The organism is Lysinibacillus sp. GW247-5R2A (assembly GCF_059424475.1).
Genome location: NZ_JBWKZL010000012.1, coordinates 22151 through 39439 on the forward strand (window position 1 = coordinate 22151; position 17289 = coordinate 39439).

A 17289-nucleotide genomic window follows, 5' to 3' on the forward strand; every position below is an offset into this window, starting at 1 on the left:
TGAGGTCCTTTTCGTTGCTATTTAAACGTTGCATCCATCCAGTTTTTAAAGAGGTGAAAATCTGAGTAGACTGTATCTTTGTAGTTCATAGCCTGTAAAATTACTTGCTCAACAAATACATGTCGATCTTTCCCAATCGTTTTTAATATCTCATCCTCACTATGATAGGTGAAAACAGGAGAAAAATCGATATCTGCTCGTGCATGTATTTTAGCGGCAATTTGTCCCATGATTGAGGTTGTTGTATAGTAATCGTCGACGTTTTTATAGTTTTTAGGCTTCACTTTCTTTTTATAGGGAGAACGTTCTCGAATGTAAAATTCCTGCTCATTCATGGTGATATAGTGTAAATGAGGGTCCTCTAAATGGTGCATGGCTTTTTGTGTCCCAACTACTCTCGCACCTTGATGCTCATAATGCTTCCAAAATTCATGATTGTAAGGAAGGAAATAGGCAGGGATTGCTGTGCGGACCTCTTTCATTTCTAATACTAAATCGTCTACTCCCGATGCATCTTTTTTGTCTTCCACTAAAATATAGTAACGTTTTAAGCCGATTGAAGCAGTTCCAGAGCCATACTTGTAAGCAATGTCCTTAATCTTGTAAGCAGGAAGTGCACTCGAAATTGCCTTATATTCCTCGGCAGTAACGGGCTTAATTTCATCATTGCTAATAAATAGGCGTTGCCCGTCTTCATTTAAATAGGAAATATCCTGTAAAAACTGGGAGCGTTCGCGTTTCTCTAGCTTTTTCAATAATTTTTTGGCAGGGCCTTTTGTGTTATCTTTCGTAAATACGAGCGTTAGAGGATCATCCTGTTTACGCTGAAATCGTTTAAGCTGATCGATATAGCTATTAAGCAGATGCTGAATGGCCGTTTCCTGAGCAGCCTTATGTATGCCTTGTTCTTCTAAATAAAGTGCAATACTGACACTCATACGAACAATATCATATAAATAAGAACCAACATAACCCTCATCAAAATCATTGACATCAAAGACAATCGTGCCGTCTTCATTTTGAAAGGCACCGAAGTTATCCATATGCATGTCTCCTTGAATCCAAGTCGGTTTGAGAGTAGGCGTATGGAAAATGGAAGAAGTTTTTGTCATGTCAAAATAAAATAGATAAGCACTTCCTCGGAAAAAGCGGAATGGACTTTCAAGCATTTTCTGATACTTCTCCAAACGCTGTGCCTCAGTTAACTTCATTCGTTGAGCATCAAACTCCTCAAAGATGGTATTTAATAGCTCCTTTCTTAAAAAAACTCTTGTATGTTTCACCTGTTCCAATAATGCATGCTCCATCTAAAAACCCCCTTTAGGTTACATGTATATACGAAAAATAAAGGAATAGGTTTCGAAGAAATTTATCAAAAGTGCTCGATAAAAATGGCTAAGGATCTAGGGTTATTTCGTAACATGTTCAATCACCTATTTTCATACTATAAGACATGCTCAGTTACGGAGGGGGGTTATATGTATTTTTTGACAAAAAGCCTTGTCATTATAGTAGGGAGTATTTCTTTGTCGTTAGGAATTAACTTATTCTTAACGCCCTATGAAATATTAGATGGGGGAGTAGTAGGATTAGCGCTGATTTTACATTATTTATATAAGCTAAAGATTGGTCTAATGATTATTATCATTAGTATTCCTATTTTTATTATTGCCTGGTTTAAATATAGAGCTTATTTTTACAATAGTATTCATGGTTTAATTGCCTCTTCCTTGACTATAGACTTGTTAAAGCCAGTCAGAAATCTCGTTCATATAGATGCTCTTTATAGTGCTATACTTGGGGGGATTCTGGTAGGCTTCGGAATCGGCTTAATGCTTCGTTTTCAGACAAGCACAGGGGGGACAGACCTCATTGCGCAATTTATTAGTGATAAAACGAGTATTAATGTAGGGATATTAATATTTTTCATTGATTCTATCGTTATTGTTGTGGGCGGCTTCCTGTTATCCTCCACTACTTTTTTATTGTCTATTATTACGGTTCTAGTAGTAGGCATAACGACGAGCATCATTACGAGTCGTGCTTCATAACATTCGTATACTCCTAAGCGTGTCGCATAAAAAATAGCTTCAGTAAGAGACTGAAACTATTTTGGCGTTTGATTGTCGAGTGTTTTCATAAGCTTCTTTTTAGGATGTGCTGGTTTGACCTCTGCAATTAGTATGGCGAGTAATATAAGAACAGCTCCTACAACCATACGGCTCGTTAAAATTTCGTGCAGGAAGATAACCGATAAGATCATGCCGAAAAAAGATTCCGTTGATAGAATAATCGCAGCCTTTGTAGCAGTTGTATATTGATTCGCCACATTTTGAAAAAGGTAAGCAATTGTTGTTGAAAAAATTCCTAAGTAAATAATCGAATAAATAGCTTCTTTTTCTAGTGACGTAGGGATTTCTCCTTGGCTAATGACCACAAGAATACCTATAAAGGAAGCGGTAAGAAATTGAATGATAGTTAGTGCAATGGCATCTTCCTTTTGAACAAAAAGATTTGTACAAAATATATCAAAGGCAAAAGCAACAGCACAAGCTAACGAAAGGGCATCACCAATATTCATTGTCAATGAACCTTGTAACGATAAAAAGCCAATTCCAATAATGGCTATTAAGGACCCAATAATTTCATACCCATCAATACGACGCTTATAAACCGCATAGGCGATTAACGGAACAATAACGACATTAACTGCGGTTAAAAAGGCATTTTTCGATGGTGTTGTATATTGAAGTCCAACCGTTTGAAGGGCAAATGCTATATACAATATGGTACCTAATAAAGCACCTTTCCATATGACCGATTTTGACGCTTTTTTTAATCGGGAACCAAATAAAACAGTTAATATAATTGAAGCTAATAAAAATCTACCAGCCATAACTTGATAAGCCGTTAAATATTCTAAGGCAATGGCTGTTATAACAAACCCACTGCCCCAAACAATGGCTGTAACGAGTAGCATGCCATCCGCTATGTAAGTTTTCATGAAATTCTTCCTCCTAACTTCAATTAGGATAGCATAAGAGAGAAGAAAATAATTTGATTTTATTTCTAAATATTCAGGCGTTTTTTTGTACTTATTCCAAAGCGATTATTCATCACTCAATTTGCTATGTAATAAGTACAATTTAACGGCTGCAGCTAGACGCTCATAAAATACATAGTCATTATCTACAGGAACTACTAACTGACGGATTTTAGCCATGCGATAGCGTACGGTATTAGGATGACAATAATGGTCAACAGCTACTTCTTTAATGTTTCCTTTTTTTGTAATATAGGTTTTGGCCGTTTCCAATAAATCTGGATCTGCCTTATCATCGAGTAAAGGCGCTAAAAAGGAAGTAACATAATCCATGGCAAATGTAGGATTTTTACGATACAGCTCTATTAATAAACGATCTGATGCAAGGGACTTATAATGGCAGCTTGGTGCCTTATCAATTTCAGCAAAAACACTAGCAAAAAAGGCTTCTCGTAAAGCAGTAGAGATGCCTGTTTGTGTGTCGTAACAATTGCTATAGCCAAAGGTGAATGCTTCGGTAGGGATAGCACTTAATGTTAGCCATTCATGTATAAACCTCTCTGCCTGAAACTGCTGAGAAGGATGCGTGATAATTATAAAAAGACTTTGCTTATAGGAACAAATTAAACCAGATTTTAATAAAGGCTCCATGGATAAAAAGTTCTGTTGCCAATCACTTAAACCCCTTCCCCGTAGACTAGCGACAAATACATACTTGTCAAAGGGTCTATCGATTTGCTGTAAAATCGACTTCAGCTGCTCCTCTGGAAGATCCTCCTCCATTAATCTTCGTACAATTGTTTCTAAAAAGAACGAGTAATCCTGTGTTTTAGCATAAGCCATCGTTTCTAAAATGATTTTTTCAAAAAACTCATCTCCACCAAATCGAAGGATAGGAAAATTACGTTCTTCCGCATAAGCTAAAACCTCTTCAGGTAAGTCTTTATAAATAACAGGCTTATAGGCTAAGGCACTTGCTCCAAGCTCGATCAAGCTTTTGACAGCATTTAATAAATACTCAGGCTTTTGCTTAGCAAATAATAAGCTACTTAACACAACACTGTTAGGCGTGAATATTGTATCTCGCACATGATGTATATCTGGGGAGAATTCGAAGTCGAGTATTTCCACGTTGTGAACAGCTTTATGCAAACCGCTGTGACCAGCAACAACGGTAAATTCTTTTGTAATGGGTAATTGTAAAAAGTTCTCTACATTCATGAATGGATCATTGCCTTTCTAGTAGTAAGCTATTATCTTCTATTATAAAAGTACGTCTCAATAAAAAACCATTAGTTTGAAAAGATTATACATACAATGAAAAAATCTGCTCCTAGTGAGCAGATTTTTCAACATTATTTATCGATTAAATAGTAGAAAAAATATTAGGCTTTCTATTTTTTAATGGGTTTGTTTGTTCGATAGCATACCCAACATTTAAAATGCGACCTTCTTTAAAGGCAGGACCAATAATTTGAAGACCTATTGGTAAATTTCCTTTAAAGCCGCAAGGGACTGAAAGGGCAGGTAAGCCTGTTAAATTACTTGGGCCTGTAAAACGAATAATATTATCAATTAAATCTACTTTTTTGCCATTTAGCTCAGCGAAATCATCACCAATGGTATTTGCCACCACAGGTAGAGTAGGGGTAATAAGCACATCTGCTTGATTAAAAATTTCGTTAAACTCCTGCTTAATTTGACGACGTACTTGCTGTGCCTGTAAGTAATCAACTGCAGAAGGTAGCTCCCCTAGCTCAAATAATAACCGGATATCGTCTCCGAAATCTTGAGGTCTCTTTTGTAAATCAGAATGGTGTATAGCTGCTGCCTCTGAAAGGGATGTTACAAGCTCTGCCCATTCTGCATATTGTAAGGATGGAATTCGCACTACTTCCACTTTAGCACCTTGATCTACTAAACTTTGAATGCTCGCTCGAACAGCCTTTTCTATGTCAGCATCTACGTCTTTAAAGAAGTATTCTTCATTAATGCCAATGACTAAATCCTTCCTATTACCTGATAATTGCTGCACATAATTGTCAGTAGGTACGTCTATGCAAGTAGGGTCTCGATAATCAAAACCTGAAATGACTTCCAGCAAGCCTGCTGCATCCTTTACTGTCTTTGTCATGGGACCGATATGGTCTAAGCTCCAAGCAAGTGGGTAACAGCCATATTTACTTACACGACCATGTGTAGGCTTTAAGCCAACGATACCACAGGCAGAAGAAGGGATTCGAATCGAGCCTGCGGTATCCGTTCCTAGTGAGGCGACACTTGCACCTGCTGCAACAGCGGCACCAGAGCCACCACTAGAGCCACCTGGAATCTTATCTAAATCCCAAGGGTTGCGAACGGGTCCGTAATGAGGGTTATTATTAGTAATTCCCCAAGCATATTCATGCATGCTTAATTTCCCAGTGAAAATAACACCAGCGTCACGAAGTTTCTCTACTACTGTTGCATCATAATCAGAAACGAAGTCCTTATGAATTTTGGAGGACATCGTTGTAATTTTATCTTTAACATATAAATTATCCTTTAAGGCCATCGGAATTCCGTGATACATTCCTTTGTATTGCCCTTGGAGAATCTCTTTTTCTATTTCATTTGCTTGAGACAAGGCTTCTTCTCGATAAAAGGCCATATAGGCATTAATCTTAGGCTGGCTTTCCTCAGCAAAATCTAGAATAGCCTTTGTAAGCTCCACGGGAGATAAAGCCTTCGATTGTAGTAAAGGCGCCAGTTCTTCAACGGATTTTAAATGTAAATCAGTTGTCAATGTGATCACCTCCAGGAATGCTACGTATAGCGATATCTGCGTCATCAATCGCAATACCTTCTAGATGGCTACGAAGTGACTGCATACCTTCCCAGCGTGCTTTTAATAGTTCAAGGTGTTCAGGTTTCGGTGTAATTCCTTTGTTCTCCAATAATTGTTGAATAGACAAGCTCATTAACAAGATCCTCCCTTGAATGGTTGTATTATCTAAATAGGTTTCCCCAAAAAGATCAATATCGTCAATCACAAATAAATATAATAGGCAATATAATCCTATTATTACAATCATACACTAACGATAGTTTATATCAAATAAATAATTTTCAATAGAATGAATATTGTGAAATTAGAACTATTTAATAGATATGAATAAAAGCTTACTACTTGGAAAGGGATACCCGAATTCTAGCGCTAGCGCTTGCTCTTTTTACATGCGATTCACAGTCTATTTACATTTGAAGCGTACAATGAACCATAATAACCAATTGAAGAGGTGCAAGCATGGAGTCAGCTGTAGAACAAAATATAAAAACGAATAATGTTTTTTCTTTATTAAAATATTTATACGGGCAACATCAACAAAATACGTTATATATGAAACGTTTAAAAGCATTGAAGCAAATTATTCAACAAGGTTCTTTACATACATATTTTCAGCCTATTGTGGATTTACAGACAGCACAAACAATTGGATTTGAAGCTTTAAACCGTCCAATACCCTCGGAATTGTTTACAAGTGTCGACCAGTTTTATGAGTTTGTAGGACAAACAGATTGTGTATTTTTATTTGAATGTTTTTGTAGAAATCTTTCTTTACAACGGTTCAAGGAACGTATGCACAATGATTTGGTGGATAAAAACCTTTTAGTGTTTCTTAATATACATCCGAATGTATTATTAGATAAAAAATATCATAGTGGGGAAACGCTACAATTATTAAAGGAACTCGGCATTAAGCCACAACAAGTAGTTTTTGAATTAACAGAGCGTAGTGCTGTTATAGATTTTGTTGAGTTTGAACGTGTATTATCACATTATAGATCGCAGGGCTATCGTATTGCGGTAGACGATGTTGGCTCAGGCTACAATAGCTTGAAAACACTTATTTATTTAAAGCCAGAATTTATTAAACTAGACCGTTCATTAATTCAAAGGATTGATCAGATTAGTGAGCAGCAGCAGCTTGTTACATGGCTAATGAAATATGCCGAGCAGGCCAAAACTAAAATTATTGCTGAGGGAATTGAGAGACAGGAAGAGCTTGAGTATCTACATCGGATCGGCATTCACTATGCACAAGGTTATGCGATAGGAAAGCCCGCAAAGGACATACATTTGGGAAAAATAAGGGTGGGTGACCATGAAGATTGGGGAAGTCATTGAAAAGGTTCCATGTATTGATGAATTTGTGAAAAATAAAGAAGTAGATGTACTTTTTACGAGTAATCCTTCATTACGTAGTGTTGTGGTAGTTCGTGATGAAAAACCGATTGGGCATATTACACGTACACATTTCTATCAAAAAATAGGTACTCAATATGGCTATCATTTATTTATGGGACGACAAAATCAATTAATCATTAAAGAAAATCCTTTAATTGTAGATCGGAATATACCGATTACTGAGGTTAGTACTCAAGCAATGTCTAGACCTCCGGAGGATTTATATGATGATGTGATTGTCACTAAAAATGACGTATATTATGGAATGGTTAGTATAAGGGAGCTTCTGTTAAAGCTCGTTGATACACAGGTGGCCATTGCTAGCTTTTTGAATCCACTAAGTAGTTTACCAGGTAATCAATTAATCAATGAAAAGCTCGAGGAAGCCTTAAAACTTCCACAATATAGTTTAATATATTTCGATTTAGATCATTTTAAATCCTATAATGACACATATGGCTTTAATAAAGGTGATAAAATCCTACTATATTTAACAGATATACTTAAAAGACATATATGTGAGGTAGATGATTTTTTAGGGCATATTGGTGGCGATGACTTTGTAGCGATTTTGCCCTATTATGATGTTGCTTCGATTTGCCAAAGAATTATTGATGATTTTGATGCTAATATTTTGAGCTTTTATGAATTAGAGGATCTTGAATATGTGCAGGTAGCCAATAGAATTGGAAAACTGGAGCCATTAACATGTACTACTTTATCCGTTGCAGTTATTACGAATGAATTTCAATATTTTGACTCCGTAGAACAATTATCTAATGCGGTGACTCACGTGAAAAAACAGTGTAAAAAAATTACTGGCAGCTGTTATTTGATTAATAAACAAGAAACCTACTTCGTTCATTAAACGATGTAGGTTTTTGTTAATGTTGGAGGCTTTTTGGGTATTAATTTTGTAATCACAGGGATCTTAACCAATTAAAGTGATAATGTTGTCACCAATTGAAGCATGGGAGACTAAAATATTTTAAAGAAGTCTCTATAAAATGATCGTTTTACATTTCGAGGGCATAATGAATGAGGGCAAATCGTTTTTATTTTATGAAATTATTAATCTTAATAAAACATACTTGAATTATAGGGATTATAGGTATATAATTCGATTACATTATTATAAAACACCTTAGGAGGCATTCCATTGTCGAATTTACAAATCATTCTTAACGTAGCAGTTCTGCTTGTGTTCGTTGGAATTTTATATGTGATGAATAAAAAACACGTCAAGTTTTCGAATCGTGTTTTTGCGGGTCTAGGTTTAGGGATTTTGCTTGGTCTTGGACTTCATTTTATCTACGGTATTGATTCTGAAGTTTTAGCTAAAACAACATCTTGGTACAATATTATAGGTACGGGGTATGTTAAATTATTACAGATGGTAGCAATGCCATTAGTATTTATATCTATTCTCATTGCCTTTACAAAAATGAAAATTGGCAAAAACTTTGGGAAAATGGCTGCTCTTATTTTAGCTATTTTAATTGGTACGACAGCTGTTTCAGCAGCAGTAGGTATTCTTTCTGCAACGGTATTTGATTTAGATGCAACACACATTTTACAGGGTGAAGCGGAGACAGCACGTGGCCAATATCTTGAGGAAAAAACGACTGGCTTAGCAGCACCAGATTTACCAACACAGATTGTTGAGTTATTCCCAGCCAATCCATTCTTGGATTTAACAGGAGCTCGTTCAACTTCAACAATTGCTGTCGTAATTTTCTCAGCATTCCTTGGCTTTGCTTATTTACGTGTAGCACGTAAAGATGAAGGAACAGCAGCAACAATTAAAAAAGGGCTAGATGCTATTTATGCCCTTGTTATGGGTGTTGTAACAATTATTTTACGTCTAACACCGTACGGAATTTTAGCTATTATGGCTCGTACTGTAGCAACATCTGATTTCGGTGCCATCTATAATTTAGGTAAGTTTGTAATTGCCTCTTATGCAGCTTTAATAATTGTATTTTTAGTACACTTATTAATCTTGACATTAAGCGGATTAAACCCAATCACGTATGTGAAAAAGTCTGCAGAAACATTATTATTCGCCTTTACTTCACGTTCAAGTGCGGGTACTTTACCGATGAATATTAAAACGCAAACAGGTCGTCTTGGGGTATCTGAAGGTATCGCCAACTTCTCAGGTTCATTTGGTTTATCAATTGGTCAAAATGGCTGTGCTGGTGTATATCCTGCCATGCTAGCAATTATGATCGCACCTACAGTCGGTATTAATCCACTTGATCCTGTGTTCATTATTACAGTTATTGCAGTAGTGGCAGTTAGCTCATTTGGTGTAGCAGGTGTTGGTGGTGGTGCAACATTTGCAGCGATCCTTGTATTATCAGCTCTTGATTTACCAGTTGCCCTTGCAGGTGTATTAATCTCAGTTGAGCCTTTAATTGATATGGGACGTACAGCTTTAAATGTAAGTGGTTCAATGACAGCTGGTGTTACAACAGCACGTGTTACGAAAGAATTGGATACAGAAATGTATAATAATAAAGAGTTAGGTGCTCAAGTAGCAGAGCTATAAGATAGAACAACCCCCTTTAAAGTTTCACCTTTAAAGGGGGTTGTTTTATATGATCTTTACATAAAAATCTTTACCATTGATTATTTCAGTAATTTCAATATTAAAGTTTTCTTTATAGTACTCAAAAATATTGTAGGCTAAACCGGAGTGTCCATTTAAATATGTTCCTTTTTTAATCTCCTTACGAGGGTTATGAAAATCAAAATATAAGCGGGAATCCCTACTCATAGTCCTTAAAATGGCTAGAAATTCTTGTTCTTCAATATGAATGCCACGTGTATAGCTACACTCTCTGCGATACGTATCATGAGCAATATTTATCGGAGAAGCTTCAAAAATTACTTCGATTTGTTTCTTCAAATGTGACAGCTCCTTTCGAATTGTGATCAAAAAGTTAGCTACAGACAACCTAATTCATAATACTAGTATATAATTGTCGGAAAATTATAGCAATTAATATCTACCAATCTTGTTGCTGTATTTCCTCCGCTATAATTTGTAAATCATAGGCATTGATTGTCAAAAGTGAATAGTCATGAGACTCCATAAATTTTTCTACCAGACGTTTGATATATTTTGGAGAGCCTTCATTTTCTTCATCATAAATTAATAATAGACCATCTGTATTTTGAATAATAAATTTATCCTTCTCAATAAATTGCCAAGGAGCTTCGTACGGTTTTTTCGTAATGCTTGTGACGAAATCTGCTCGGGCCATTATGGTTTGATATTGTTCCTTTTTATGGTCCTGCCAATTTTTCTCTTGTTCTAAAAAGGGTGTGATAACTGCATATTTTAAATGAGGAAATTCTTTTTTTAGTGTCCATACAACTTCAGCACTCCAAGATTCTACACCTTGTTGGCCGCTAATAATCACCCATTCGAGCCCTTCATCAAGTAGCAGACGCAGACGGTTTTCCAATGCCTTTTTAATGATACTAACCCCAGGATGTTTATCATTAAAAATACCAAGTTCATGTGGCTTATAGCCTGTAATCATTATACGTGTTAACAAGAAAATGCCCCCTAAGCTGTATGGTTGTAGTAATAGTATACAGTAGGGGGGCAAGGAAAACGAATGCCGATATTATCGATTAAAATGCAATAGTGTTAAAATTACTGCTACAGCCGCACAAATACCTAAAAACCACCACGAGTCTGTAAAGTCTTCTTTGGAGTCACTATTCATATGAAATAATTCCTTTCGTATATAGTAGTTTGTAGAAGCCTTACTTCACCTGACCGGTCCACGACCAATTCGTCCATACACGTAAGACTGTTTCAAATGGGCCACGTTTAAATTTCTTTAAAAAGGCAAGGCTGAGGACACATTGTAGGCTGTAAACAACGATACCAAATAAAATACCGCCAAAGACTCCTAACTTGCCATATAATCCGAGACCATAACCGTAAAAAACAGTTGTACAAATAATAGTTTGTAGTAAATAATTGGTTAAAGATAGTTTTCCCACGCTCTCGAATGCAGGAGCAAGGAGTTGTACAGGGCGTGTTTTATAGATTAAAGCTGCAAGGCTGACATAGCCAAGTGCTAATAGTTGAGATCCGCCCATCAATAAAATGGAAGAAAAATCACTTTCTATAAAACTTACACTTTTACATGCGAGTCCTATAGGAACTAGGAGTGCCCCTAGCTTATACCACTTTACTTCCTCGTCCATTTTCGTAAAGGCTTGCTTTTTAGCGAGTGCCATACCGAAGAGGAATAAGGGAGCATAAAACATTGGTGCAAAAATTAATACAATAAAGATGAAGGAAGGGTCCTCCATTCCAGGTACTGCTGCATTTGCTCGGAAATCAAAAATTTCTAAGTAGCTTCCATTAGCGTAGACATCATTTGCTTGTTCAATGTAAGTAGCTAATTCCTTTTGCTCCTTTTTAGTTGCCTCCATAGAATCGTATGTTAAAGCCGTCGTAAGGACAAATAGAATACCCGCCCATATAAACAAAGTTTTGGGTTTACGATTAATAAAGGGAATTAAAAATAAAGTCATACAGCCATAAGAAAAAAGAATATCGCCTTCCCATAAAAAAATGGAATGGAGTAAACCGAGGGCAATTAAACCAGATGCCCGACGTAATACGGACCAGCGGCTTTTATTTTTTTTTCTTCGAATGGATTCAATTAATTTAATAAGCGAGAAGCCGAATAAAAGAGTGAAGATTGGCATAAAGGAGCCTTCAATCACAATTTTTACAAAATATAAAGCTCCATTATCTAAGGTAGAAAGATTTTTTAATTCATCTTTGCCATACATCCCAAATTGGAATATCAGCAAATTCGCCATTAAGATGCCAAATAAACTAAACCCACGCATTGTATCAATGAAAGTAACACGATTAGTTGTCATTGCGTTTTATCTCCTTAATTGGTTATCTTATACATAGAATAGTTGAGGAAGCTTATGGTGAAATAATGACTACCTTAAAGTAATCTTAAAAGTAGGTGAGGATATGCAGAAAGCATCCATATTAGTATTAGAGGATGAACGCGCGATTGCTGAAATGATTGATATCATTTTAAGAAAAGAAGGAATGACAAGTATTACAATATGTAACACGATAGAAGCAGCGAAATCCGAGATTTATGCTAAAACATTTGATTTTTATCTTTTAGATATTATGCTGCCAGATGGTAGTGGATTAGAAGTCGCTCATATTATTCGGGAAAAAAGCGATGCTCCTATTTTTTATTTAACAGCTAAAAGCAGTGACGCCGATAAACTTCGGGGTTTTATGAATGGTGCAGATGATTATATTACAAAACCATTTAACCCACTGGAACTTGTTGCAAGGGTGAAGGTACAGTTAGCGCGTTATATGAAGAAAAAGCAAGTCACAGAAAATCATCTTTTTACATGTAGCCGTTTTACATTCGATATAGATGCTGCAGAAATCACAGTAGATGGAGTAAGGGAAATCATTAGTGGCCGTTTGTTTCATTTATTGAAGTATTTATGTGATAATGCCGGGCAAGTTTTATCTAAGGAACAAATCTACGAGCGTGTATGGGGAGATTGTTTGTTTGATGATAATACAGTAATGGTACATATACGAAAACTGCGAGAAAAAATTGAAAAGAATCCTGGAAAGCCTACCTGTATTATAACGGTCAGAGGTATTGGCTATAAGCTTGTTGGGGATGTTTCTTCATGAAGCCAGCAGGGAAATTAACGCTTCGTTTTGTATCTTATTTCATCATCTTTTATTTATTAATTATTTCAGGCTTTATTATGAGCTTGGTATTTTTTGCGATCTTTATTAATGATCGTGTAGGAGATAATATTCATGTCATGAGCTCCTTTGAAATTGAGGATGACGCTGTCGTCGAAAAAGGAGAATCCATTAAAATTGCCGATTATTTAGTAAAGCGTGCTGAGGAAAATGCAGGACAACTTTACCTATTTGATCAGTCGATGACCATTGTAGATTATACAGGGGAAAGATGTGAACTATGTGGAATGCCTGATAGCGAAATTTTTGCATTAAAGCAGCCGGGTATGCATACATGGGAGCTTCCAAAATATTATTTGTTATTTCTACCTATTTCTCCTGTTCAGCCACTATTTGAGGAGGCTCTTGATAATTGGTTAGCCACAGGAGCGATTTCAGAAGTGACACTACAGCGTTTAAAGGAACATAAAGCTAGTGTTGAAATTTATGATACGGAATGGAACCGAACGGACATAGTAGGAAAGCGTTACGAAGAGCTGAAGAAGCCGCAGCTGGTCGAGGAGAAATACGATATTTTTGAGCATGAGGAACTTAAGCAAAGCACGACCTTAGCGGATGATTCCACATTTGTTGTCCGCATGCCGAATCCATCCTATAAACCGTTCGAAGAGCCCTTCAATAAGGCCATGATTTTATTTGTTTCTGTTTTCTTTGGTGGGCATATTATTTTATTACTAGGCGTCATCTTTTTATCGATTAGTATTTCGCGACAATTTGTACGACCACTTGTTTATGTCATATCACGCATTGAGCGACTTACCCAATTCGATTACAGTGATATAAGTGACAAGAAAATCCATCATAAGAAAACAGGGAAATTGAAACGGAAATTTAAATTGTTTCAGCCTGTAGAGGAGTCCCTCAATCATTTATCTGAGCGGCTTGATTCAAATGAAAGGCAAATTAAGCAATCGGAGCAGTTACGTGAGGAGTGGATTACAGGCTTATCGCATGATTTAAAAACGCCTTTAAGCTCTATTTATGGCTATTCCACAATGCTTGCCTCGGAGGATTATGAGTGGACAAAGGATGAGATGCGTATTTTTGCACAAACGATGCAGGAAAAGGCAACATATATGGATGCGCTTATACAAGATTTAACGTATACGTATCAGTTGAAAAATAAAGCCATACAGCTTGATAAGGTATTACTGCCTTTGACAACATGGTTAACACAATTTGCAGATGAACAGGTAAGCGTAAAGGTTTATGGCGATGTGATGCTGCAAGCAGATGAACTTTTACTCAAACGGATTATGGATAATTTAATAACCAATGCAAAGAAATATACACCTGTAGGCACGAAGGTAATGGTGGAAGCGCAACATACTGGTAAAGAAGTGATGCTAACTATTGCTGATCGTGGCCCTGGCATTCCTCAGGAAGAGCTTGATAACCTATTCGAACGCTATTATCGTGGAACTAACACTACAGATGATACAGCAGGGACAGGGTTAGGACTAGCCATTACTAAACAGCTCATTGATCTCCACAATGGCACCATAAGTGTACGTTCAGATTGTGACGGCACGGTATTTATTTTAAAATTTCAATGTCATTAAAAAGAGGTATCAAAATTTACTTTGATACCTCTTTTATTATTGTCTATTTTTATTGCAGCGCTCAGCTGGGCGCTCAATTTTTACATAACGCCATAGGCTATTAGCGATATCGCGGGCCTCTGCGACATGTTCTGTTCCAACGAATGCTTTACGGAAAGGTGTAAGAAGTGATTCGATGATAAAGAGCTTTGGATTTTCGCGTTGAAGCTCTTCTAATAAGAATTCCGCATACTCCAAGCCTTCCACTGTTTCATTGTTCGTTAATCCTTTGGCAAAGCCATGTAATTGATCAATGACCATATCTTTTGTAACGGTTTTATAATTCACTACATTTTGAATAGTATTGATCATTTCAACGCTAACGATGATTTCTTTCGATTCAAGCATCGTAGGTATAATAACGCTAATATTGCGCAATGCTACACGTACAATGGCTTCTCGATTGATATATTTATTATAATCAGCAATAAAAACTGCGCGCAATGTGAGGTTAATCATTCCAAGTGTTTGCACAGCACATTCATAGCTTATTGGGCTAATTTCTTCACCAAAGACTTGAACAAGTCGATTAGCTAACCATTCTAATTCCTGTAGGTGGTAGTTAATAATAATTTTTTTCAGTTCTTTATCTCTTGAATGGAAGATCGATTCAAAAATTTGAATTAAATTATGTTCACGATTGACGTACATGAGAACAGCGACTTGCTGTGTTAATACTTCTAAATCTGTAGGATCTTTCCCGTAAATAAGTTCATGGCGACGATTACTTGCTTCCTCACGTCCCTCATCTAAAATTGCGATTAAGCATTCGTTCTTCGAAGAAAAATGATTGTAAAACGTCCCCTTTGAAATTTTAGCATCCTGGATAATATCGTTAATCGATGTATCTAGAAATCCTTTTTCAATAAAAAGTGCGCGTGCAGCTGTAATAATCTGTCTTTTTCTTTTGTTCATGACCTCACCTTTTTTAAAATATTATACTCTTATTCTACACTAAAAACGCTGATATATCAACGTTTATAAAAAATATAAACTTATTTGTTGAAAAAAGTAGACTACGAGTATAAAATAAGTTTTATCGAAAAACACAAGAAAGAATTGAGGGATATAAATGAATAGTGAGCAGACAATGAAGAAGCCCCCTTATGGCATGATTGCTATATTATTTGTGGGTGCTTTTGTTGCTTTTCTTAACAACACATTGTTGAATGTGGCATTACCAACAATCATGAAAGATTTTGGGATCACATATTCAAAAGTACAATGGCTCGCAACAGGTTATATGCTAGTAAGCGGTATTTTAGTTCCTGCTTCAGCATTTTTTGTGACACGCTTTAAAAATAGACATTTATTTATTGCGGCGATGTCCATCTTTACTATTGGTACAATTATGGCAGGCTTCGCCCCTAACTTTGAAGTGCTATTAGCAGGTCGAATGGTGCAAGCAGCCGGAGCATCTAGTATGTCACCACTGTTAATGAATGTTATGTTAACTAGCTTCCCGAAAGAGAAGCGTGGGGCAGCAATGGGGATCTTCGGTTTAGTTATGATCATGGCTCCAGCAATTGGACCGACATTATCAGGTTATATTGTTGAGCACCATGATTGGCGTATGCTTTTCCAAATGATTATTCCATTTGCGATTATTAGTTTATTATTTGGTGTTTGGAAACTAAGAAACGTGATGGAGACACGTGAAGTTCACTTAGATTTCCTATCAGTACTTTTATCAACAGTTGCATTCGGCGGTATTTTATACGGCTTCAGTACAGCAGGAGATAAAGGCTGGTCAAGTCCTTGGGTATATGGCACAATTTCAATTGGCTTTATTGCCTTAATTATTTTCATCATTAAACAATTAAAAATGGATCAACCATTATTGGAATTACGTATTTATAAATATCCAATGTTTGCATTAGGGTCTGTTATCTCTGTTATTGTTTCGATGGCAATGTTCTCAGGGATGATTTTAACACCTGCTTACGTACAATCTATTCGTGGTATTGAACCTTTTGAAGCTGGCTTAATGATGCTTCCAGGAGCGCTTGTAATGGGGATTATGTCACCAATTACTGGTAAGCTTTTCGATAAATTTGGTCCACGTATATTGGCCATTATCGGATTAACGATTACAACAATCGCTACATTCGGTTTAACAAAATTAGAAATTGATTCAAGCTATACATTTATCGTATCGATGTATACAATTCGTATGTTCGGTATGTCGATGGTAATGATGCCTATTATGACAAACGGTTTAAACCAAATACCACAAATTATGAATCCACATGGTACAGCTATTAACAACACATTACAGCAAGTATCAGGAGCAATTGGTAGTGCGATTTTAGTTACATTCATGAATAATCGTACAAAAGCCAAAGCTGAAGAATTAATTGTCGAGGCGAAAGCAAATGCGGCACAAGCAGGTGCAGCACCTACCGCAGAGCAAATGCAACAAATGCAAGATCAAATTATGCAAACTGCTTTATTAGATGGTATTACACACTCATTCTTAATTGCAGCTGGTATAACAGTGATTGCAGTCGTGCTTGCATTCTTCTTAAAACGCGTAAAGGTTGAAAGCGCAGCAGCTTCAATGGATTTGAAAAAACCAACTAAATAGTGAAGAAACTCTCTATTAAGTAAG

At 36.4% G+C, this 17289-nt stretch carries 16 protein-coding genes; 7 read left to right on the forward strand and 9 right to left on the reverse strand.

What is annotated here, in order from left to right; translation table 11 throughout:
• Positions 1 to 17 precede the first annotated feature (17 nt).
• Positions 18 to 1307 (reverse strand): DUF2252 family protein, encoded by a 1290-nt coding sequence (locus AC07YC_RS17855; RefSeq protein ID WP_494920034.1) that lies wholly within the window; start codon positions 1305 to 1307, stop codon positions 18 to 20.
• A gap of 171 nt (positions 1308 to 1478) precedes the next feature.
• Here AC07YC_RS17855 and AC07YC_RS17860 point away from each other — a divergent pair, with 171 nt between their 5' ends.
• On the forward strand, positions 1479 to 2051 hold the full coding sequence (locus AC07YC_RS17860; protein WP_336636055.1) for a YitT family protein: 573 nt from the start codon (positions 1479 to 1481) through the stop codon (positions 2049 to 2051).
• Positions 2052 to 2107: 56 nt separating this feature from the next.
• Here AC07YC_RS17860 and AC07YC_RS17865 read toward each other — a convergent pair whose 3' ends face one another.
• The 4 genes from AC07YC_RS17865 to AC07YC_RS17880 form a co-directional block, all read right to left on the reverse strand.
• Complete coding sequence (locus AC07YC_RS17865) at positions 2108 to 3004, reverse strand: DMT family transporter (RefSeq protein WP_008179586.1); 897 nt, start codon at positions 3002 to 3004, stop codon at positions 2108 to 2110.
• 105 nt (positions 3005 to 3109) lie between these two features.
• On the reverse strand, positions 3110 to 4264 hold the full coding sequence (locus tag AC07YC_RS17870) for a PucR family transcriptional regulator (RefSeq protein ID WP_336636056.1): 1155 nt from the start codon (positions 4262 to 4264) through the stop codon (positions 3110 to 3112).
• 145 nt (positions 4265 to 4409) lie between these two features.
• Complete coding sequence (locus AC07YC_RS17875; RefSeq protein ID WP_494920035.1) at positions 4410 to 5828, reverse strand: amidase; 1419 nt, start codon at positions 5826 to 5828, stop codon at positions 4410 to 4412.
• Entirely contained in the window at positions 5818 to 6003 is a 186-nt protein-coding gene (locus AC07YC_RS17880) for a hypothetical protein (RefSeq protein WP_403084388.1), read from the reverse strand. The genes AC07YC_RS17875 and AC07YC_RS17880 overlap by 11 nt, the downstream gene beginning before the upstream one ends.
• Before the next feature lie 326 nt (positions 6004 to 6329).
• On the opposite strand from AC07YC_RS17880, the gene AC07YC_RS17885 reads away from it, so the two are divergent.
• The 3 genes from AC07YC_RS17885 to AC07YC_RS17895 all read left to right on the forward strand — a co-directional run bounded on the left by AC07YC_RS17885 (position 6330) and on the right by AC07YC_RS17895 (position 9825).
• Complete coding sequence (locus AC07YC_RS17885; RefSeq protein ID WP_494920036.1) at positions 6330 to 7211, forward strand: EAL domain-containing protein; 882 nt, start codon at positions 6330 to 6332, stop codon at positions 7209 to 7211.
• Positions 7189 to 8139: a GGDEF domain-containing protein gene (locus AC07YC_RS17890; protein WP_494920037.1), complete on the forward strand. Its 951-nt coding sequence runs from the start codon at positions 7189 to 7191 to the stop codon at positions 8137 to 8139. The genes AC07YC_RS17885 and AC07YC_RS17890 overlap by 23 nt, the downstream gene beginning before the upstream one ends.
• Before the next feature lie 291 nt (positions 8140 to 8430).
• A complete protein-coding gene (locus AC07YC_RS17895; protein WP_494920038.1) occupies positions 8431 to 9825 on the forward strand; it encodes an L-cystine transporter in 1395 nt (464 codons plus the stop codon).
• A gap of 45 nt (positions 9826 to 9870) precedes the next feature.
• Here the strand turns inward: AC07YC_RS17895 and AC07YC_RS17900 are convergent, their stop codons facing one another.
• The 3 genes from AC07YC_RS17900 to AC07YC_RS17910 all read right to left on the reverse strand — a co-directional run bounded on the left by AC07YC_RS17900 (position 9871) and on the right by AC07YC_RS17910 (position 12194).
• Positions 9871 to 10185 (reverse strand): hypothetical protein, encoded by a 315-nt coding sequence (locus AC07YC_RS17900; RefSeq protein WP_036222931.1) that lies wholly within the window; start codon positions 10183 to 10185, stop codon positions 9871 to 9873.
• 100 nt (positions 10186 to 10285) lie between these two features.
• Complete coding sequence (locus AC07YC_RS17905) at positions 10286 to 10825, reverse strand: SLOG family protein (RefSeq protein ID WP_494920112.1); 540 nt, start codon at positions 10823 to 10825, stop codon at positions 10286 to 10288.
• A gap of 229 nt (positions 10826 to 11054) precedes the next feature.
• Positions 11055 to 12194, reverse strand: coding sequence for a DUF418 domain-containing protein (locus tag AC07YC_RS17910; RefSeq protein ID WP_494920039.1), 1140 nt, complete (start codon positions 12192 to 12194; stop codon positions 11055 to 11057).
• A gap of 103 nt (positions 12195 to 12297) precedes the next feature.
• On the opposite strand from AC07YC_RS17910, the gene AC07YC_RS17915 reads away from it, so the two are divergent.
• Together AC07YC_RS17915 and AC07YC_RS17920 are read left to right on the forward strand one after the other, a co-directional pair.
• Positions 12298 to 12999, forward strand: a complete 702-nt coding sequence (locus tag AC07YC_RS17915) for a response regulator transcription factor (RefSeq protein WP_494920040.1) — start codon at positions 12298 to 12300, stop codon at positions 12997 to 12999.
• The gene (locus AC07YC_RS17920; protein ID WP_402797091.1) at positions 12996 to 14639 is read left to right on the forward strand and encodes a sensor histidine kinase; all 1644 of its coding nucleotides are present in this window, start codon (positions 12996 to 12998) and stop codon (positions 14637 to 14639) included. Before AC07YC_RS17915 ends, AC07YC_RS17920 begins: the two co-directional genes overlap by 4 nt.
• A 36-nt stretch (positions 14640 to 14675) precedes the next feature.
• On the opposite strand, the gene AC07YC_RS17925 is transcribed toward AC07YC_RS17920, so the two are convergent.
• The gene (locus tag AC07YC_RS17925) at positions 14676 to 15593 is read right to left on the reverse strand and encodes a TetR/AcrR family transcriptional regulator (RefSeq protein ID WP_336636063.1); all 918 of its coding nucleotides are present in this window, start codon (positions 15591 to 15593) and stop codon (positions 14676 to 14678) included.
• Positions 15594 to 15750: 157 nt separating this feature from the next.
• Here AC07YC_RS17925 and AC07YC_RS17930 point away from each other — a divergent pair, with 157 nt between their 5' ends.
• Positions 15751 to 17265, forward strand: a complete 1515-nt coding sequence (locus tag AC07YC_RS17930; protein ID WP_324729744.1) for an MDR family MFS transporter — start codon at positions 15751 to 15753, stop codon at positions 17263 to 17265.
• Positions 17266 to 17289 lie beyond the last annotated feature (24 nt).